This is a genomic window from Paenibacillus aceti, from assembly GCF_003614185.1.
GTDB classification, from domain to species: Bacteria; Bacillota; Bacilli; order Paenibacillales; family Paenibacillaceae; genus Fontibacillus; species Fontibacillus aceti.
In genome coordinates this window covers 2,209,320-2,228,538 of record NZ_KZ987724.1, presented here as the reverse complement: position 1 = coordinate 2,228,538, position 19,219 = coordinate 2,209,320, and the positions used below count along the sequence as shown (strand labels likewise).

Here is a 19,219-nt window from a genome sequence, read left to right as displayed (position 1 = left end):
AAGAATGACTAATTGAGGTCAGGAATTTTCCTGAGCCTCTTTTTTATGTTTCTGGGAAGGAGGGGATGAGTTGGGTTTAAGACAATGGGTAATAGATTGGTTGGAAGCTGGACGCACTAAGAATGAACCGGATCGGCAGACAGAGAGTTTTCCTTTTCCTTTCGGAATTATGATGAGCAAGGGCAATAATCAGCCTGTACCGAAGAGGACTGCGGCTAACCTTAGATTATTATCAGAATCACCTATTCCTCGTCGCGCGATCAACGTCATTAAGAACGGGATAACAAAGCTTAACTGGTCAGTAGCTGCAATTGATGAGAATGACTCTGATAAATACAAAGAAGTATGTAAGATTATTGAAAGGTCACTCCTTAAGCCTAACCCAGCTGATTCATTTCGCACGTGGCTTGAACAAATTGTTGAAGATATGCTTGTTTGCAGCGCTGGGTCGTCAGAGATCCTTAAGGCTGGAGATCCGCAGAGACCATTCAGGATGTATCCGACAGATAGCTTCTCAATTGATTTGTACCCAGATTGGGATGGGAAACCAGATTCATACCGTTATGCACAGCGCGTTAATGGCAAACATGTCTCATTAAAAGCTTCTGAAATGATGTATATCCGAATGAATCCGAGAACAAACACACCTTTTGGACTTGCGCCGCTAGAAACGGTTTGGGAATCGGTAAATAACTTCATTGAATCTCACCGTGCGGCAGGTAAACAGGCAAAGAATACGTTTCTCAAGAAGTTAATTAATCTCGGAAAAGGCGCAGATAAAGAAGCTGTAAAAGCATTCATTTCATACTGGACTTCTGAAGTAATGGGACAAGGTAAAATGCCTGTTATAGGCGGTTTCGAAGGAACTTCTGTTCTTGACTTGGGAGCAACCGACGACAAGGCGTTATTCATAGAATGGCAGAGATTCTTAATCGAGATTGTAGCTATAGCGTTTGATATCTCGCCGAAGAAACTGGGTCAGACCAAAGATGTTAACCGTAGTACAGCAGACAGTGAGGATGACGATACCGACGACACAATCCAATCCATCGCTGAAAACATCGTTGAACATATTAATAACCACATCATAGATGGAATATTTCATCTAGGCGGAGCCGTGGAATTTAAATTTCATTACGAGACATCTCTTAAACATCAGAAGCTTAAGGCTGATATTGATGCCATTTACCTTGATAGACGTGTTGTCACTCCTGATGAGGTAAGAGACGGCAAGGCAATGAAAGAGCTTCCTAATAAACATGGTGAAGTCCTGCTGATGCCTGGTAAAACAGCAGTCATTAACATTAATGAACCAGCAGAGGGAAAGCCGCCAGACGATCCTGTTGAACCGAATATTGACGAACCTAACACCGATGAATAACGGTGTTTTTATTTTGCCTTGAAAGGAGGTGAGACAAATTGCTTAAGACGCTGAAAATGAGTACAGAGAAGCTTAAGGTAAAAAGCTTTCAGTTAGCGGATGCTAGCGAACATCCCAATAAGGTTCCTTTCAAGTGCGCTCTATTCGCCGTTGATCAGCCAAGCGATGGCTCACCAATGGGAGCGAATGGTAAGAAGATCCGCATCAGTTCAAGCGTATGCGATCAATACCTTCAAACATTCGTTGGGATGGCATTTAATATCGACTACGTTAATGGTATGACAGACCACGATCCACGGTTTAAAGTGGCCGTGATCGAGAAGGCATACCGCTCAATTGATGGTTATGCATGGGTAGATGGTTATGTCTATGGAAAGGACTTCCCGGACGTAATCGCGACGATTCGCTACTATAACGGATTAGTGGAAGAGTACGGATGGACTGAATATCAGTTTGGTGCTTCGCTTGAAATGACAGCATCCGTTAAAAATGCGGAAGATGATGATAATGTTCTGGATGTTATTGAATTCTGTGGAACTGGAGCAGCAATATTATTCGCTGATTCAGCTGCATTCAAATCAACGACATTTGCTGCAAAGAATCATAAAACAAATGGGGAGGTGTCCGATTTGGACCCAAAAGAACTGAAAGAAATTCTTGAAGGATTTAAGTCCGATATTTCGGCAAGCTTTGATAAAGCAATCGGTGAGGTAAAGACTGAAGTCGGGGAAATCAAAACCGATCTTGAAAGTGTGAAGGCAGCTAAGGAAGCCGAAGACAAGAAAACGGAAGAGGAACAGGCTGCCGCTGAACTTCAAGCTGCTAAAGATGAAGCTGAAAGGCTTAAGAAAGAGATTGCTGATTTGAAAGCTAAAGGAACGCCACCAGCTGAGCCGGAACGAAAGACTGCTACGGCAGCTCAACTTCTTGCGAAGTATGGCAAGGAGCTGGATGATGGTGAAGGTAATGATCACGCTTCGTTCTGTGCGGCAGTCGATAAGATGGGACTTGATTCTGTGCAGTCCATGACACTAAAAATCAAACATAAAGAGTTGACTCAACAACAGCAGTAATCCATTCGGATTGCTGCTTTTTTATTGCCAAAAATTAATAAGGAGCGTGTAAACGCATGAGTAGAGTATCTTCAACAACTTGGGTAGATATCGCGGCAGCGGCTCAGATCGTAGCCCCTGGTGCATTGATCACTGACGATTATCAAAAGGAAATCACTGACGCTTTGCGCCGTAATTCCATCTTGGATGGACGCTTGAACTATGTTCCAGCTACAGGCGACTTCTCAACTTACTACGAACAAACAGAAATTAATGGCGGCGAGTTCGTTGATCCTCGCAATCCTTCGGCTACAGCAGTAAGTAATAACCGTTCTCCAAAGTCTCTGAAAGTAAAGGCTTTGACTAACCAAGTAAATTTTGGTCACTATGATTTGGAGTTAGCTAGGCAGCAAAACAACTTCCCCGAGTTAAAGGCGAAGGATCTGAACGATATGATCAACGCTATTACGCTGACGCACGGCAAGGCGCTTTGGAGGGGGACTGACACGAGTCTGGCAGCTCCGACTACTCTTCAATATGTGGGAATCGCAAAACAGATCACGAACACATTTGAAATCGCTCCAGATGGTTCTATTGTTGCAGGTATACGCGCAAAAGTTGCCGCGATGGTTGCTTCAGAGAAATTCGAACTTCGACCTACAGCTATTTACATCGACCCAATCGGTCACTACTACCTCGAAGAGGAAGAGCGCGAGGCGGCAAACAATAACACTCAAATTGCTGGACTTACAAAAACTACGGTTGCTGGTTTGGAAGTAAGAGCTGTAATGACTTCTGCTGGCATTCTACCTATTATTCCAGAACCGTTCATTTTATCTGAGGCAAACTCTACAGACAATACAATGACAGACTATGGTATTGCAATTGTAACAGAGCCGATGATTGAGTATCACTACGTTGGTCGTAAAGATGCTTTCCTGTTTGAACTTGGAACGGTATCAGACCTTCAAATGAAATACATTGGTATCAAATACGGCGCTCCGGTTGCTAAAGGAGCCTCATATGCTCATGCATACGGCAAGATTATTCGTCCTACTATAGCTAAAATTGGCTAATAATCGATTAAATGGCGGCCTACGCGGTCGCCTATTCTATTTTGTGAGGGAGGGAGTATCAATGGCTAAGTCAAAGTTTGATAAGCTGCTAGAAGCCATAGAAGCCGCTAACAAGATCAAAAGCGAATCGGCGATTGGTGAAGAGATTGGTCAATTTACCAAAGAGTCATTCGATGAATTCACTTCTGCAATTGGGGCAGCTGACACAGTTTCGAAAGTGAAGGATAGTGAACCGTCGGTTTACGAAGAAGCGCTTGCCAGTTTGGTATCGTCTGTAAAGGCGTTCAAAGATTCGGCAATACAAGACTCGAAAGAACGAGAACAACGACAGAATAAAGTGGTTGCTGATAATCAAAATCTTGAATTAAAAGGCGTTATCCTGAAAGGCTGGCATGAAGGACGAAAAGGGACTCATTCGATTCACTTGAAAAATAGAATCGTGAGCTTTGTCGATGGAAGATCTGACGTTACTCCTGAGTTGGCCGAAGATTTGCAGAAAGCTGGATACATTGAATGAGCAAGTATCTAACGGTTGATGATACCGACTATTTTCCTACCGGCACAGTTCCGACAGAAAGCTTAATACTTCGGGCATCCGCCATTATAGATGGATACTGTAAACGATCAATCTCATTGTCAACATATACCGAACGCATTCCGTTAACAAACGGCAGGGGTCATCTATCCTATTATCCTGTGATGAATGTCGAAGAAGTCAAGGGGAGAGCGGCATACGGATGGACAGGAGATAACTTCTTTGGCGTTTCAGAATTCGAAACTGTTGATCCTAATTATGTTGATATTGACAGGCGAATTGGAACAGTCATGTGCGGAGGCAATCTATTCGGCTCACCGTATACAGAGTTGGAGGTTACCTATTCAAGTGGCTGGGACCCGATACCTGAAAAGGTAAAGGTAGCTTGTGGGTTGCTTGTTGGTCAAGTTGCTTCAAATCCAAACTGTAATGTTAAAGCGAAGAAGGACTTTGATTTTAGCATTGAATACTTCGGTAGTGGAATGGTCAATCCCGAAATTGCCGATCTGTTATCAGAATATAAGATACGGTCATTTAGGTAGGTGATCAGATGTTTTATGATTTCTCGCATCGTCATACGCCGTGTACAGTGGATGGGAATCAAGATGTCGTTATCTTGTCGAGGGAAACTAAAGCAACAACGATTATAGGCAAGGAATATCTATACAACGGCCTGTTTGCTCCAACTTCGGATGTTACTGCTGGCTCATACATTGAAGCAGACGGCCTCTATTTGGTTCAGACGATGCGTTTGACTACGGAGAAGGATAAGTATTGCTCCTTACTCAAAACGAACGTCACGGCCGAAATACAACGCTACAAACAAGAGTATGACGATAACGACAACCCGAAGGGAGATCCTGACTTTATCACTGTTCAAACGGTGAACGGGTTTGCTCAATTCGTGACGGCAAAGCTTCGACTTGAAGATCCTGGGCTTCTATCAACTACAACTCACATTCTTATCTTGCAAACATCTGTTGATGTAAAGCGGCCACAAGATCAAGAGTTACAATCTCCAGATCGCGTATTTCTGAATGGCCGCCCATATCAGGTTGATGATGTTGACGATCTGAAGTATCCAAATCTGTTGCATGTCCAACTATCGGATGATATGCGATGATTGCCGGATACGATGCAGAGAGGGCAGCCTATGATTTGCAAAGGAGTTTAACGGTAGAGGTTGCAGGACTTACCAAATTGGTCATGCTTACAGCTAAAAGCAATATACGCTATTATCCAGAGGTCAGGAATCACTTGAAGATGGAACTGACCAACCTTGCGAATCGAATGATCGAAGGAGAAATAACAGCGGATTACTGGCAAGCATGGTTAGAACAGTTTGGTAAAGGGTCATTGATGGCAGGTCCGAGTGAGAACCCTGGATTGATTACTTACATGAATAGTGAGTATTGGAACCGTGTCCGGTCAAAAGGATCGAGGGTGGTTGTCGGTCGTCCGCAAGGAACATACAAAGGCATTGACGGAGAGGTTCGCCGCTCAGGTGGTTCCTATATCGGAGTAGACTTGGAAGAACTGGCAGCACGTGGGGATATTGATCCGAGCTATGGACCAACTCCACCTACATTCTTTCTAAGAATTGCCTTGCAATCGAACAGGAACAGAATCCTTGAGGGGATCAGCCAAGTCATAACTAATTTTCCGTATCACAAATACTTTATTCAGAGGTGATCTGATGGGAGACAAGCTTATTGATGCTATATACAATACATTAAAGCGCGATGAGCAATTCATGGCGTTCTTTGGGCTGACTCCATCTTCGCCTTCGGAAAGTATTGTGAGACGGATGGTTAAAGGCATAGAACCGGACAAGGCCATAACAAGTCAGGATGTACCTATGATGCTGATATACCTTAAGCCGGGTCGTTTTAGTCGTAACTATCTTGTTTATGAAGGTAAATTCATTCTCGACATCTACGGTAAAAACAGTAATCAGGCTAAACAGATTGCAGATAGAGTATTCGAATTGTTCCATGATAAGCATATCCGGGACAAGAACTTCATGTCGTCTCGTTGCTTTTTGGCTTATGCTGATTATTTTGCAACTGGAATCTCTGGCGTAAAGGGGTATGAAAGCATCTTTGATGTAAATTACCACAGAATAAATTGAAAGTAGGTGAATATGGTGGGTGAAGCTAAGCAAGTCCGGGATAAGAAGGAGCCTACTGAACTTGAAAGATTAATTAACGAGAAGATCACCTTATCTAAAAAGCTTGGCATTATGGGCGATTTGGAGCCGATTAAAGGCTACAAAGAAACCGAGGAATACAAACGTATTCAGGTAATCGATAAGCAATTATGGGAGCTTGTGAAGTGATATTCACAGGTTCTTTTTTATTACCTAAGGAGGGATAAATTATTATGTCAGAACCATTGGTATTTGATGGAGTCGGGAAGATCTGGACGAGAGAACTCGACGGAACGTTGAAGTATATTGACGAGAAGATTAACAGCGTTATGTTTGCGCCACAATTTGCATGGGAAAAGGTATTCGGCGGCGAGTCTGGATATGCGTTTCACCTGACGGCCCAAGACTTGGCTGACACGCTAAGTATCGAGGTTCCGCGTTATTCCCCATTACTTGCGGAATTGTCCCAAGGCGCGGCAACAGAAGAAGGAGAAGTCACATTTGATGAGAATGAGGAAGGAATCCTAACTTCCTCTGGATACCAGATTAAAGCTCCAGAAAAGTTTAATGGGACGTTCGTGGATGGTAGCGAGGAAGTTTACATGAAATCTCCAGAAGGGAAATTGACGAAACTGGAGAGAGCTGCGGTGACACCGACAAAGGATCAATACACCATTACAGCAGACGGAAAGATTACTTCCGATACTGCTAATGATGATAGCAATATCATCGTAGTTTATAAATGGAAAAAGGATAAAGGTACGAGAAACGGATTCAAGGGCACTCGTAAGCCTAAGCCGTTCAAGTTCATCCACCGTTTTGAGTTGACCAATGATAGAACTGGTGAGCCTGTCCAGGTGCAGTTGACTGTTTACAAGGCTATCGGCGGCGGAACTCTCAATGTCGGAGCTACAAGAAAAACACCTTCTACAAGCACACTGGCGTTGGAAGTGTTGGAACCAGATGTTACTCCAGATAACCCAAACGGATACGCAGCAGAAATCATTTTCTCTATGTAACAAATATAAGGCCTCTTGTCTTTGGACAAGGGGCTTTCTCACTTTAAGGAGGAATCACGATGAGCGAAGTTAAAGACGAACAATCTTTGGATCAAACGTTGAATATAGGATCTGAAATTACTCTAGGAGAAGGCATTGTTAAGCATGTGAGGATCGGAACCATTGGAATGATTCGTAAAGTTAGGCAGATCATGAAAGGGAAGGAATACAAATTCTCCTTTTCAATTGGTCGTGACAAAATGCCAGCTACTGACACACGACCAGAGATTGATTTTCCGGCGGTCGAAGCCGCATACAAAGAAGCATTTAATCTCGTGTTAGTTGAAGGCCTGACAGAAGAAGAGTATGAGAATGTCGATGAAAACGGCTTGAAAGAATTGGATGAACTACTGACCCGATTTCTATAATGAGTCGTTCCCTCCTTCGGATGATGAGGAGGACGAAGACGATGATGATCAGGATAAGGGAAACTCAACCGATTGGATGGAGTTATGGGCTTTATGCATAAGCATGGGTGTTCCCGATGACCAATGGGAGAACATGACAATACCTAAGATCAGAGCCTTGTCCAAGATCAAGAAGCAGCAGAATGAACTTGAAGTTATTTTGCATGGCGGAGAAATAAATAAGAAACCGAAGAAAGCCAAGTTCCTCTCGGATTTGGGAATCTTCAGATAGCCCATTCCTCGGAGTGGGCTTTTTTTATGTTTTCAGGTCAGGAAAATTTTCCTTAGCAAGAAGGTGACCATGTGGCGGATGAATTAAATAAAGATGTTGTCGGGGCCAGGATTAACCTTGATACATCTAAAATGTTGCAATCTTTTAAGACGATCGATGAGGGCGCGCGCGGTAATGCAGAGTCGTTCAAGGTTCTTAATTCAGAACTTGCGATTACTCAAAAGAACTACACCGCTTTAGCGAGTGCAGCGGATAAGATAGCCTTGTCTTCTGAAGAACGGCGTAGAAAGATTCTTGCCGAATCAGAAGCTCTGGTAAAACAAAGAACCGCTCAAGCTGAGTTATTAAATGCCAAGAAGCAGCAGCTTGACCAGACGAACAATCTTGTTGAGTCGAAGCTTCAGGCGCAACAGGCTCTGGTAGCAAAGAGGCAAGCAGGCATAGAACAGCAAGAACGCGAACATCAGCAACGCATGCTTAATCTACAAACCAAGAATGATGCAGCAGTTCGAGTTATCGAATCAAAGCTTACAAAAGAGCAACAGGCATTAAAATCAGGTCAAGCAAAGATCGAGCGGCAGGAGCAGCAACACCAACAAAAGATGGCTCTATTGCAACAAAAGACAATGGGAGCTGGCGCACAAGAGAATCTGATTCAGGCGCGGATTGATCGAGAATTCCAACTCATTAGCAATGGAAACCGTAAGCTTGAAATGGAAGAAGAGCGGCACGCTGCGCGCATGAATAAAATGCTCAGTCCGACCAGTGTACTGGAAAAGTCATCTCAATACATGCTCTCCGGTACTATGTACTATGCTGTCATGCGAGGGGCAACAGAAGCTATTTCTGTACTTAAAGATTTTGAGTACGAACTGGTAAATATCAAGCGGATCATGGGCGATTTGGCAGACGTTGAGTTTGTCAAAGAATCAATGATTTCTAACGCTAAAGAGTATGGTTACGCCTTAACCGAGGTAGCAGAAGTATATACTCTTATCGCTCAGCAGGGTTTTGACGAACGTCAGACGGAATCTCTAGCCCAAACGGCGTTAATGGCAGCTAACGTAGAGCAATCATTCCAGAGCGCGGCACAAGCGCAGGAAATGATGACTGGAGCCGTCCTTAACTATGGTATGGCAGCCGAGGAATCAGAACGATTACTGGACAGGCTTAATGAGGTATCTAATAACTATCCGACAACATCTAAAAAGCTGCTTGAAGGGATTAACCGTGTCGGCGCAGCTGCTAAAAATGCCGGGGTAGATATTGACACTCTGATAGGTTACTTGACAGTCCTTAACCAGTCAGGATTCACGGGATCAGTTGCGGGCAATGCTATTAAATCGTTCATTTCTTTCTCTAGCCGGGATATCGCAGTTGATAAACTTGAGAAATATGTGGGCGTAATGAAGCATGCTAACGGTGAAATGATGAAGTTCCCTGAGCTTCTTGGCAAGATTGCAGAGAAGTGGAGCGTACTAACTGACGTTGAGCGTGCAGAAATTACACAAGCTGTCGCTCGTGGAGACCAAGCTTCGCGATTTATCGCGCTAATGAATAACTACTCAAAGGCTTTGGATGTAGCAGTCACATCAGAAAACTCATTCGGATCAGCACAACGAGAAAACGCCCTTGCTATGACGACTCTTGAAAAGCAATCGTTACAACTCAAGGCTGCATGGGATGAATTGATTGTGACAATGGGTGATAGTGGATTATTAAATATCCTAAAGGCACTAACACAAACAGCAACAACTCTAGTAGATGGATTCAATTCCCTTCCAGATCCTATTCGTAACACCATGACTAGCGCTCTTTTGCTGGGTGCAGCAATAACAGCGCTTAACACAGGAACAAAACTATTTACAGGGTATAGCCTTGTTTCATTAGTAACAGGACTTGCCAATGCAGCTAAGGCTATGTTAGGGATGAAGACGGCTACTGATGCGGCCAATTTATCTCAAAAAGCATTCGTAGCTACTCCAATAGGAGCGACCCTAACCGCACTGGCTACGATTATTGGCGGCGTTACTCTCGCTTGGTCCTATTACAACGGGACTCAGAATCAAGCAATTGATACCACTAAGCAAAACGAACGTGATGCATATGCACTCACGGAGAAATACAAAGAGTTAAAGAGCATCGTTGATGACAATACAAAATCCAGTAATGAGGTCAAAAAGGCAAAAGAAGAACTGACTGCTGTGATAGAAAAACTAAGCAAGATCATGCCTGAAATGGTAACTCAATGGGATGAAGATGGAAAGGCGATGGAAATTAACGCCGAGAAGATGTCTTCATTTTCTGAGGAATATAAGAACGCATTAAAGGTAATAGAAGAAAAACGGCTTAGTGATTTGGTTGTTGACCGTGAAAAACTTCAAAAAGAGCTTGATTATCTAAAAGGAAAGATCGATGGAACAATCGGTCTTTTTGATTTTCACGGACTCTTAAAAGGTATCGAAGGTATTTTCAAAAATGATTTATATGTAGACTTCGATCCTAACAACAATACCGAAGAATTCTCACGAAAGCTAGTTGATGTCAGTGAGAAATTGCAGCAATTAGACAGTCAAATTCAAAGCAGTCAAGACAGTCTCGATATGCTTAACGGTAAGACTGCTTCGGCTGCTGATAGCACTGATAATCTTGCTGGCAGCATGGATGATTACGAAGACAGCTTAGACGATGCTACAGACGCGCAGGATGAACAATATCAATCTACTGACGATTTGATTAAAGCTCATGAAAACCTTGAATCTCAGATTCAGGGGAACAGCAAGGCGATCAGCGAGCTTAATTCTGTCTCAAAAGATCTTGCTGAAGGACAGTCCCTCAATGCCGCCAATGCCGCTGATTTGATTAACAAGTACCCTCAACTTGCAGATGCCATCTATAAAACTGCTGATGGTTGGAAGTTTGAAGAAGGGGCTGTTGATGCTCTTCGCAAAGCAAAAATACAGAAAGCAATTGATGAACTTGAAGCGGAGAAGAATTCAGCATTTAACGTCAAGGCTGCCACAGATGAACGACTTAAGGCTTATGGAATAGAAGCTAAGGCAATTAAAAGCCTGGCTGACTTAAAGTCAAATCTATACGGGGTCAAGGCGGCAGTAGGAGCAGGCAATGATTTAATGTCAATGTTTGTACCAGGTTATTCTTCTCAACTCATTAAACAGACCATGGCAAATGATTTCGATGCTATTTACAACGACTTTGAAAAAGAAATGAATATGTATGATGAGAAGATTAAGGCACTATCAGGCATGTATGAAGATAAAAACTTTGGTGTAAGCTCCTCGAAATCAGGCGGTTCAAAAGATAAGTCAAAGAGCAAGAGTAAGAAGGACGATCCACTTCAAAAACAGTTTGATGCTTCACAAAAATATATCGAGCATCAGAAAGCTATTGGACGCATGAATACCCAACAGGAACTTCTAGCTTGGGAACGTGTCCAGGCTAGGTATAAGGCTGGTTCTGAGCAAAGGCTTAAGGCGGATGAGAAAGTATACGCCTTGAGGAAGCAACTTGCAGAGGAAATAGCCAAGAAAGAAAAAGAAGCCTATGATGCTTCGATGAAGTGGATTTCCCACCAGAAGGGGATAAGGGAAGTATCAGCAGAAGAAGAACTTAAGATGCTCTTGCGTGTTCAAGCCCGTTATAAAGAGGGAACAGAGGAGCGGATGAAGCTTGACGAGCAAGTATACGCAGCGAAGAAGGCGGTAGAGCAAGAATACTTCTCGGAATTTACAAAGCGCCTTAATCATCAAAAAGCGATGGAGCAAATCTCAACAGAGGATGAGATTAAGGCTTGGGAAAAGATTCAGGAGATGTATCGCGAAGGCACCGATCAGCGAATGCAAGCAGATGAACAGATCTATGCCCTAAGAAAGAAGCTGCTTCAGGACGAACAACAATCAGTCACTGTCACCGCAAAGACAATTACGACTAAAATCGAATCCGTACGAAATGAAGCGGTAAAGGCAATCGAAGCTGAACGAGATGCGTTTCTGGCTGCGCAAGATGCTAAGATCGAAGCTATCGATGCTCAGATAGAGGCTATGGGTCGAATATATGTAGAAGAAGACTATGAACGAAAGTTAGCTGAGAAGAAAGCAAGATTGGAGAAATTACAGTCAGCAGTTGGTCCCGATGGCATTAAAGAGAGAGAAGAGATTCAGAAGGAAATAGAGGAAATGCAGCGGGAGCATGAACGTTATCTTGCAAAGCAGTCTCTTGAAGACCAAAAGCAGGCGCTACAAGACGAGAAAAAGCAGAAGGAAAAGGATTATAACGATCAAATCCAGGCCGCTAATGATCATTATCGCGAATTATCCAGTGCCTTCGATACATTCTCTTCCGAAATCGAATTTAAGGCAGAAGACCTTAAGCAAATACAGATTATGAAAGAGAGCGAGAAGAATGCCGAAATCCTAGCGCAGCTCGACCAATTTATCGCTGACTATCAAGCTAAAATGAACAGGATCAATTCACTTTCTGCCCCTTCTCCATCAGGAAGTTTAGAAAGCGGATTATCCGAAGAAGAACAGGACTTGATCCGTTATAACAACAACATAGATAAGTGGCATAATGAGAAAGCATCGAAAGAAGAGAAAATGGCTGCTCATGCTGAAAACGAATCATTAAGAAAGAAATACGGATTAGAAAAAGATCCCGGTAAGAAGCTTCAGCATTTCAGTACAGGTGGAGTGGTACAAGGAGTTAGGGGGCAAGAAGTCCCTGTAATTGCTCATGCTGGCGAGGCATTTCTTAATGAAAAACAACAGAGTAACTTGTTCAAGCTCTTAAACTTCAAGATGCCGTCACTTAACTTCACTATGCCAAGTTTTACACTACCAGCTGTTTCTGGAGGCTCAAATCCGCAGATAAACCATAATTACTTCACAGTAAATTCAGGCGATACTTATATTGAAGATGAGTCTACGGCAAGGGCGTATTGGTCAGAACGAGATTCCTTTGTTAGACGCATGCAAGCCAGGGGAGGAGGTAAAGGATGATTACAGTTACTGCCGACGGTGTTGATCTAAAATCGATCGGCTTAGGTGTGAAGAAGCACAATATTCCTCCCTTGCCACCTACTAGGGACAACAGCATTGAACTTGCTGAACGAGATGGAGAAATAGATTTTGGCAGCGCATACGGCCCGAGAACATTTGACCTTGATTGTGTAATCATGGCAAACGATACGACAATTGATTACCAGAACAGAGTCGCCCAAGTGGCGGCTCTTTTTAATGCAAAAAAAGGGGATATCGTGTTCACCTTTTCGGATCGTCCGGGAAAGCGATATATCGGAAGATATGCTGGAACAATAGCCATTGAAAAGTTGATCTTTGATGGAAATATTACGATCCCTATCAAAATGGGTGAGAACCCGTTCCCTGTGAGCGATGAGAGAATCACTGAGGTGACAATTACTAGTTCACCACAAGTTATTTCAGTGCAGTCTATCGGCGATGAACGAGCCAGCCCGGTGATTGTACTAACCAACATAGGAACAACAACATTACAGAGCTTCAAAATAAAGAACGAATACCTAATGGAAGGGTGATCTTATTATGAACATGTCTAATTACTTATCGACCGCATTGCTAAATCAGGTGTTTAGAAATTCCGCCTATACAAGGCCTAGTAAAGTTTATCTTGCCCTTTATACAAGTAATCCAACAGCTGCTGATACAGGACAAGAGGTGTCTGGAGGTGGTTATGTACGCAAGGAGGTTACGTTTGGAGCGCCTACATCTGAGAACTATACAATCTTCCATCCAACAACAGGCCAGCAAGTCTCAATATCAAAAAGGACAATCAAGAACAACATTGATGTTGTTATGCCTACAGCATCAGCTAATTGGGGACAAATAACCCACATTGGCATTAGAGATGCAGCAACTGGCGGAAATTTGCTCTATTTCGGTGCGCTAGATACCCCGCGCTCAATACTGACTAATGACATTTTTAAAATGCTTACGGGACAAATCGTTTTAACGCTGGAATAAGGAGGATTTTTGATGAAAACTATGTATTCCGCTCAAGCCAATAGCCCGGGTACTGAGCTTGCTGAAGCAATCACTGCTCAGCAAACAACAATAAAAGTTGTAGATCCATCTGCTGTACTTGACGGCCCAAACCTTTTAACAATAGGAACAGATGAATCCTCTGAAACAATACTTTATACGAAAAAGAACGGTACTGTACTTACGGGAGTAACAAGAGGGTATCAGGGCAAAGCTCAGAGTTGGGGAACTGGTATTAAAGTAGCTAGATATGTAACAGCTTACGACCATGATACATTTAAAGAAAATATAGAAGACTTATATAAACAAATAGATGCTACAGACTTAACCACCACACTAGGCCCCGGTACATCCGTAATCAATACGGATCAGGCTAGTGCGGTAGATATGACGGTGTATGGCCAGACTAGGGTCAATTTGCTCGGGAGTTACGGTAATTTTGAGGTTGATAGTAATAATGACGGGCTGGCGGATGGATGGATCTCTAGTGGAGGGGCAAGCCAACTATTATCTTCCGAAAAAGTAGCCTATGGTATCAAGGCTCAAAGGTTATTGTCTAAAGCTAGTAACACTACTTCTTATCGGTACATTTATCGTCAAAGCATCCCTATATCCGCCGGGAAGAAGTATGTGCTTATAGCCGATGCGGTCACTGACGGGGCGGGACTGGCATTTATGGCTGTGTTTAAAACAAACACACAAGGAGGCAACAAACTTGGTGGTACAGACCCATCTTCTGCCAATAAAACACACTTTGTAAAGATCGCTCCGACCGAAGATCGCGGTGACCTTATGCTCCTCCTTTATAACAACTCTCCTGTGCCCGCAGATACTTGGACACAGTGGGACGGCGCAGGCCTGTACGAGGTTTCGGACGAACTCTATAACCGTATAGGTGTAGATATCAATGAGACTAACATACGGGACTATCTGCCGCATGTGGACGGTGTGCAGCATGTACAGGGAGCGTCTGTCTATCACCCTAGTAAAAACTTATTGCCTAGCCTGCCGGATACCCTACATGCTAACGCAAAGATGACAGCACCTTACGAGTTGATGCTGAATGCAAAAGGGTCTAATGACGCCTCGTATATCACTGTACCTGTTATGCCTAACACCACGATGGTTCTCAAGGTGGAGCATAACGGCAAAGTAGCAGTAGCTACAGAAGATAGATCGTCTAACATAGTGGCGCATACATCGAACCAAGAGGTTAAATTTAATACAGGGTCAAACAGAGCCGTTACGATAGCTTTTACCAACTACGCTCCTTCTGGCTCACTCCCGGCTGGCACATACACCTTTAATAGCTGGCAATTGGAAATAGGAGACAAAGCCACGCCGTTTGAACCTGCTAAGCCGCAGCAGCTTATAATCCCTGAGACGCTTGCAGAGGTAGCAGGTTATCGTGACGAGGTAAGGGTCAGGTTAGATAAAGCTGAGTTGATTAGGCGTGTTGAGAGAGGTATTAAGTTAACGGGTGATTTTCCTTGGAAGATGGGCTATAGAGATTATATTGGATTTAAAGAAGTTCGCTATTTATTAGGTAGTAATAATTTTATCCGTAACATTCAGAGAGCAATAAAATACACGGGAAAAGCATTGAACTCAGCTCCCGCAAGCGGCACAGGAACCTGGACAGAATCTGATCAGGTGCTAGTTTGGGACATGGGTGCTGATAGTGGCGGCTGTGCTTTGACAATTGCCAATAGCGAAAGTGGCTGGGTTGATAGTATAAATCCAAATCCCAACGCCATCAAAGCCTTGATGAATGGCTGGAAGGCTGCAGCCAACGACGGTAGCAAATATACGTCATGGATATCACTTCTAGATGGAAAAGCACCAGCAACCAACACGGAAGCTTACGTATCCACTAACAAAGCACCTAACTGGGATTGCTACGCCACACTAGACTATGCGCTAGACAAACCGGAGATCAAGCCTATTAAGACTGAGGGCGCTATATCGCTGCATCCTGGCGGTAATCAGTTGACGGTAGCGACAGGGATTATTCAGCGGGAGAAAGTAAAGCTGCAAAAGAACGCTAACGGTGTGTATTTTATTTCTGGTGTTACTAGTACGAGCAAGAGAACAAACCGAATTCTACAAGTCTATAAAGAGGCCGATCCTGATCCGGTTTGGTGGATATATGTCGCGAGTAACAACGGCATGGCTTACGCCGAAGCGGCGGAAAAAGACGTTGACCCTAACGCCGATTACTACGTGACATATACAACCCTAGACAAATACGACTACACCGCCAACGTAACGCAGCTAGACGTAAGCTACAAAGCGGGGATTAGTGCTACATTATCTGACGCAGTTGGCAATATTTCGGAGCTTAAAACGCAGAATGATCGGCAGGACTTTGCGGATACCTATATCCAGGCCAATGTTGAGAATAACCGGAAGGATATCGATGCTCTATCAGATCGACTTAATGCCGCCAGTACATCTAAACTCACGCTCCAACCAGGATTACAGACGATCAAGGCAGCCCGTGACGCACGGTTTAACATCGGGTCAATTAAAGGTAAATCAGAGATCAACGGGCAAGGGCGAAGGGGTATTATTGGGGTCGAGAATCCGTATATCTTCCGCCGGGCGAGTAAGAGCGCGGATGCCGAGATATTGTCTATGCTGGCGTTTCAGACGGAGTTACACGCTAACCCGGATACTGGCGCGGATGCCGATGAACTGTATGAAAAGAACGGTCAGTATTTTAGACGGGCGAAATGGCGGAAGGTTGTACTGGATGGAACACAACCATTTACATTTCGTCAAAGCAGACCTGGACTTAAAGAAGTTTGGATAGACGATTCTTTGAGGTGGGCTAACCAGGGCAATGCTGCGTTTGCTATTAAATATGATGGAACTCAAATGAAATTTGGTAGTTCTGCAAATCTTCCAGCAGGTCAGATATATTTAGATATAAATTCTCTTTTACTATCAATCTCTAACGCGGACAGCGGATGGGGAGACGCCTACACACCGACAGCAGACGAGATTAAGGCGTATTTTAACGGGTGGAGGATGTGTGATGGTAATACATCGCAACTATATACAGGAGCTGTTGGAGAGGTTAAATGTTGGGGAGCCATCGCCCATCCATCAAACGTCATAGGTTCTAATGGTTGGTTTGGTTATGTCCTTCATGACGTTCCGACATGTATAGCTCCGGTTACAGGCGGATATGAATACCATCCATATAATCTCCTATACCGCCTAGGCACCGATGTAGTCGAACCTGTCGCGCATGAAGGCTGCCTGACTCTTTCTGAGGGAGATAACGCGATAGAAGTAGGTACGGGGATTGTGTTGCGGGAACGGACGAATCCGTATATAAACACTGGACTTGGATACGTCGGAATCAATGCTCCAAGTTCTCCTAACTATCCCGGTTCAGGTCTTAAAAATAAGTTAGACAGATTCTTGGAAATCTTTAAAAACAGTGCTGTTGATAAGGGATGGAATGTTCAAAAAGCAAATTATGGCGGTGGGAACGAGTACGCTGATATAAGTCTATCAAGCTACGACCCATCCGCAGCCTACAGCGTCACTTACCTCAAGCTCGACAAATCGCCAGTTGTCCCGATCACTGGCGAGATAGCCGCTAACGAAAAGGCGCAGCTTGTTGACTTGACCGCAGGCGTAGCCGAAGCGTTACACGGTGTATCGGTGCTGGCGATGGAGAAAGCGGAGAAGGATGCGCCGGGGTGGATTACGCCGACATTACTAAATGGATGGATAAGATATGGTGCAAAAGGCACTATTGCTAAATACTATAAGGATCAATTTGGCTTAGTTCATATAGTAGGACTTATTTCAAATGGGGTACTTGGTACAGTTGTTTTTCAGCTTCCTGTTGGTTACCGCCCTAAGTTACAGTATAATTTCGGCATAGTTGGGTCAAATATTGGAACAAAAGTTCCTATGCATTGTAGTGTTAACCCAACAGGAGAGATTATTGTGCAGGGAACTGCCAATGAGTGGACGTCACTAGATGGGATTGTATTCGAAGCCGAACAATAAGGAGTGATCAACTTGAAAGCAGTACCTAAAGTAAATACAGACGGCCTCTATATAGAGGATACGCTAGTGGACGATGCCTTTTCCGGTGTCGTCCCTTTTTATGCCGATCCGCCAGAGACGGAAACCGATATCGAGGCGGCAGTTGACGAAGAAGAGGAAGAGACCGAACCAGAGATTGCGGGGTACATCGTTGGTGTGCCGGTACCGCAGGGGCTTTATCTGCCGCAGTTTGATTTGGCGGCGTGGGAAGCGAGGGAAGAGGGCGAGCAGACCGATCCATCGGGGTATTGGTCGGAAGGATTGAGCGCGGAGGAAATAGAGGAGCTGACTAAGCCGCAGCCGCAGGAGCCAACGGCGACCGATCTGCTAGGCGAAGAACTGACGGCCATGAAGCTACAAAACATTCAGCAGCAGGCGTTAGTCGGTAGTATGGGAGAACAGCTTGTACAGTCCAAGCTAGAGGGTATACAGCAGCAACAGACTATCGGTGCTTTAGGTGCGGAGCTGGCGGCAACCAAGCTTGAAGTCATTAAATTAAAAGGAGCGGATCAGGCATGAAGTTTTGGACATTAGCATTTACGATGAAATGGGTAACAGCGGATGCCCTGAAGGGTGCGGTGATCACTGAGTCCAATCCGTTTGGAGAGATCACGGCGGAGCAGTACAAGGAGATCACCGGAATTGATTTTGAATAGCCAAGGAAAATTTTCCTGACCTAAAGGAAGTGGGAATATGTTTGGAGGACCATTCAACAGAACGCCTTATAATCGTCCACTAACAACATTTGTTTTTGGTCGAGCAGTGCTTAACGGATGCGCTGGTATGATATCAAAATCAACGGTAGAGGTAGGTGGTAGAGCCGTATTAGGCGGGTATAGCGGGATGCAATCTGACTTTACTCGTGAAGTTTTCTTTGTAGCCAGAATGGACGCTGAAAGTGGCGTGTCAGCTTCCTGCAACTTAGAACGAATGGCATCAGCTATTATGCATGGTATTTCTTCCTTGCAGGGAAAGGCTAGTAGATATCATGTCGATGAGATTGAATTTACTGGCCCGTTTTCTCCTGGAGATAAGATCGTGATCGATTCTGAAAAGTTTAAAATCACACAGAACGGAGTTAATGCGTCACATTTGTATGAAGGTGATTTCTTTGATCTTAATCTAGGGACTAACAATCTTACCTGGACAGACCCAGCAACCGGAAGAACGATCTTATTCAGAATAACCCATCGAGATAAGTTCTTGTACTAAAAAGGGGTGAT

19 protein-coding genes are annotated in these 19,219 nt (G+C 44.0%); all 19 read left to right on the top strand.

The genetic code is table 11. From position 1 onward, the window contains the following. Positions 1-70 precede the first annotated feature (70 nt). The 19 genes from BFJ94_RS09980 (at position 71) to BFJ94_RS09890 (ending at position 19,208) form a co-directional block, all read left to right on the top strand. Positions 71-1,381 (top strand): phage portal protein, encoded by a 1,311-nt coding sequence (locus tag BFJ94_RS09980; RefSeq protein ID WP_120462538.1) that lies wholly within the window; start codon positions 71-73, stop codon positions 1,379-1,381. Positions 1,382-1,419: 38 nt separating this feature from the next. Next, entirely contained in the window at positions 1,420-2,454 is a 1,035-nt protein-coding gene (locus BFJ94_RS09975) for a 3-oxoacyl-ACP reductase (RefSeq protein ID WP_120462537.1), read from the top strand. 56 nt (positions 2,455-2,510) lie between these two features. Next, positions 2,511-3,509 (top strand): hypothetical protein, encoded by a 999-nt coding sequence (locus BFJ94_RS09970; protein ID WP_120462536.1) that lies wholly within the window; start codon positions 2,511-2,513, stop codon positions 3,507-3,509. Positions 3,510-3,570: 61 nt separating this feature from the next. Further along, positions 3,571-4,026, top strand: coding sequence for a hypothetical protein (locus tag BFJ94_RS09965; RefSeq protein ID WP_120462535.1), 456 nt, complete (start codon positions 3,571-3,573; stop codon positions 4,024-4,026). Beyond that, positions 4,023-4,586, top strand: coding sequence for a hypothetical protein (locus tag BFJ94_RS09960; RefSeq protein ID WP_120462534.1), 564 nt, complete (start codon positions 4,023-4,025; stop codon positions 4,584-4,586). The genes BFJ94_RS09965 and BFJ94_RS09960 overlap by 4 nt, the downstream gene beginning before the upstream one ends. 8 nt (positions 4,587-4,594) lie before the next feature. After that, positions 4,595-5,167 (top strand): hypothetical protein, encoded by a 573-nt coding sequence (locus BFJ94_RS09955; RefSeq protein WP_120462533.1) that lies wholly within the window; start codon positions 4,595-4,597, stop codon positions 5,165-5,167. Further along, positions 5,164-5,736 carry a hypothetical protein gene (locus BFJ94_RS09950; RefSeq protein WP_120462532.1) on the top strand — a complete coding sequence of 191 codons (573 nt, stop codon included), beginning with the start codon at positions 5,164-5,166 and terminating at the stop codon, positions 5,734-5,736. The genes BFJ94_RS09955 and BFJ94_RS09950 overlap by 4 nt, the downstream gene beginning before the upstream one ends. Positions 5,737-5,740: 4 nt before the next feature. Beyond that, positions 5,741-6,175 (top strand): hypothetical protein, encoded by a 435-nt coding sequence (locus BFJ94_RS09945; protein ID WP_120462531.1) that lies wholly within the window; start codon positions 5,741-5,743, stop codon positions 6,173-6,175. A gap of 12 nt (positions 6,176-6,187) precedes the next feature. Further along, the gene (locus BFJ94_RS09940; protein ID WP_120462530.1) at positions 6,188-6,382 is read left to right on the top strand and encodes a hypothetical protein; all 195 of its coding nucleotides are present in this window, start codon (positions 6,188-6,190) and stop codon (positions 6,380-6,382) included. Between the two features lie 44 nt (positions 6,383-6,426). Next, positions 6,427-7,212 carry a hypothetical protein gene (locus BFJ94_RS09935; protein WP_120462529.1) on the top strand — a complete coding sequence of 262 codons (786 nt, stop codon included), beginning with the start codon at positions 6,427-6,429 and terminating at the stop codon, positions 7,210-7,212. A gap of 59 nt (positions 7,213-7,271) precedes the next feature. Further along, positions 7,272-7,619 carry a hypothetical protein gene (locus BFJ94_RS09930; protein ID WP_120462528.1) on the top strand — a complete coding sequence of 116 codons (348 nt, stop codon included), beginning with the start codon at positions 7,272-7,274 and terminating at the stop codon, positions 7,617-7,619. A 133-nt stretch (positions 7,620-7,752) separates the two neighbouring features. After that, the gene (locus tag BFJ94_RS09925; protein WP_162944226.1) at positions 7,753-7,890 is read left to right on the top strand and encodes a hypothetical protein; all 138 of its coding nucleotides are present in this window, start codon (positions 7,753-7,755) and stop codon (positions 7,888-7,890) included. Positions 7,891-7,961: 71 nt separating this feature from the next. Then, on the top strand, positions 7,962-12,908 hold the full coding sequence (locus BFJ94_RS09920) for a phage tail tape measure protein (protein WP_120462526.1): 4,947 nt from the start codon (positions 7,962-7,964) through the stop codon (positions 12,906-12,908). Further along, on the top strand, positions 12,905-13,462 hold the full coding sequence (locus BFJ94_RS09915) for a distal tail protein Dit (RefSeq protein WP_120462525.1): 558 nt from the start codon (positions 12,905-12,907) through the stop codon (positions 13,460-13,462). Before BFJ94_RS09920 ends, BFJ94_RS09915 begins: the two co-directional genes overlap by 4 nt. Before the next feature lie 7 nt (positions 13,463-13,469). Then, positions 13,470-13,907 (top strand): phage tail fiber protein, encoded by a 438-nt coding sequence (locus BFJ94_RS09910; RefSeq protein WP_120462524.1) that lies wholly within the window; start codon positions 13,470-13,472, stop codon positions 13,905-13,907. Between the two features lie 12 nt (positions 13,908-13,919). Further along, positions 13,920-17,957 carry a hypothetical protein gene (locus tag BFJ94_RS09905; protein ID WP_120462523.1) on the top strand — a complete coding sequence of 1,346 codons (4,038 nt, stop codon included), beginning with the start codon at positions 13,920-13,922 and terminating at the stop codon, positions 17,955-17,957. A gap of 12 nt (positions 17,958-17,969) precedes the next feature. Further along, positions 17,970-18,515: a hypothetical protein gene (locus tag BFJ94_RS09900; protein ID WP_188831366.1), complete on the top strand. Its 546-nt coding sequence runs from the start codon at positions 17,970-17,972 to the stop codon at positions 18,513-18,515. Continuing rightward, on the top strand, positions 18,512-18,652 hold the full coding sequence (locus tag BFJ94_RS09895; RefSeq protein ID WP_120462522.1) for an XkdX family protein: 141 nt from the start codon (positions 18,512-18,514) through the stop codon (positions 18,650-18,652). The genes BFJ94_RS09900 and BFJ94_RS09895 overlap by 4 nt, the downstream gene beginning before the upstream one ends. Positions 18,653-18,689: 37 nt before the next feature. Further along, positions 18,690-19,208: a phage distal tail protein gene (locus BFJ94_RS09890; RefSeq protein ID WP_120462521.1), complete on the top strand. Its 519-nt coding sequence runs from the start codon at positions 18,690-18,692 to the stop codon at positions 19,206-19,208. The last annotated feature ends 11 nt before the right edge of the window (positions 19,209-19,219 follow it).

Excerpts from the sequence above, each read along its gene's own strand:
- BFJ94_RS09930 (WP_120462528.1), top strand. The coding sequence starts at position 7,272 with ATGAGCGAAGTTAAAGACGAACAATCTTTGGATCAAACGTTGAATATA.
- BFJ94_RS09890 (WP_120462521.1), top strand. The coding sequence starts at position 18,690 with ATGTTTGGAGGACCATTCAACAGAACGCCTTATAATCGTCCACTAACA.
- BFJ94_RS09915 (WP_120462525.1), top strand. The coding sequence starts at position 12,905 with ATGATTACAGTTACTGCCGACGGTGTTGATCTAAAATCGATCGGCTTA.
- BFJ94_RS09940 (WP_120462530.1), top strand. The coding sequence starts at position 6,188 with ATGGTGGGTGAAGCTAAGCAAGTCCGGGATAAGAAGGAGCCTACTGAA.
- BFJ94_RS09935 (WP_120462529.1), top strand. The coding sequence starts at position 6,427 with ATGTCAGAACCATTGGTATTTGATGGAGTCGGGAAGATCTGGACGAGA.
- BFJ94_RS09895 (WP_120462522.1), top strand. The coding sequence starts at position 18,512 with ATGAAGTTTTGGACATTAGCATTTACGATGAAATGGGTAACAGCGGAT.
- BFJ94_RS09910 (WP_120462524.1), top strand. The coding sequence starts at position 13,470 with ATGAACATGTCTAATTACTTATCGACCGCATTGCTAAATCAGGTGTTT.
- BFJ94_RS09925 (WP_162944226.1), top strand. The coding sequence starts at position 7,753 with ATGACAATACCTAAGATCAGAGCCTTGTCCAAGATCAAGAAGCAGCAG.
- BFJ94_RS09960 (WP_120462534.1), top strand. The coding sequence starts at position 4,023 with ATGAGCAAGTATCTAACGGTTGATGATACCGACTATTTTCCTACCGGC.
- BFJ94_RS09970 (WP_120462536.1), top strand. The coding sequence starts at position 2,511 with ATGAGTAGAGTATCTTCAACAACTTGGGTAGATATCGCGGCAGCGGCT.
- BFJ94_RS09945 (WP_120462531.1), top strand. The coding sequence starts at position 5,741 with ATGGGAGACAAGCTTATTGATGCTATATACAATACATTAAAGCGCGAT.
- BFJ94_RS09965 (WP_120462535.1), top strand. The coding sequence starts at position 3,571 with ATGGCTAAGTCAAAGTTTGATAAGCTGCTAGAAGCCATAGAAGCCGCT.
- BFJ94_RS09955 (WP_120462533.1), top strand. The coding sequence starts at position 4,595 with ATGTTTTATGATTTCTCGCATCGTCATACGCCGTGTACAGTGGATGGG.
- BFJ94_RS09905 (WP_120462523.1), top strand. The coding sequence starts at position 13,920 with ATGAAAACTATGTATTCCGCTCAAGCCAATAGCCCGGGTACTGAGCTT.
- BFJ94_RS09950 (WP_120462532.1), top strand. The coding sequence starts at position 5,164 with ATGATTGCCGGATACGATGCAGAGAGGGCAGCCTATGATTTGCAAAGG.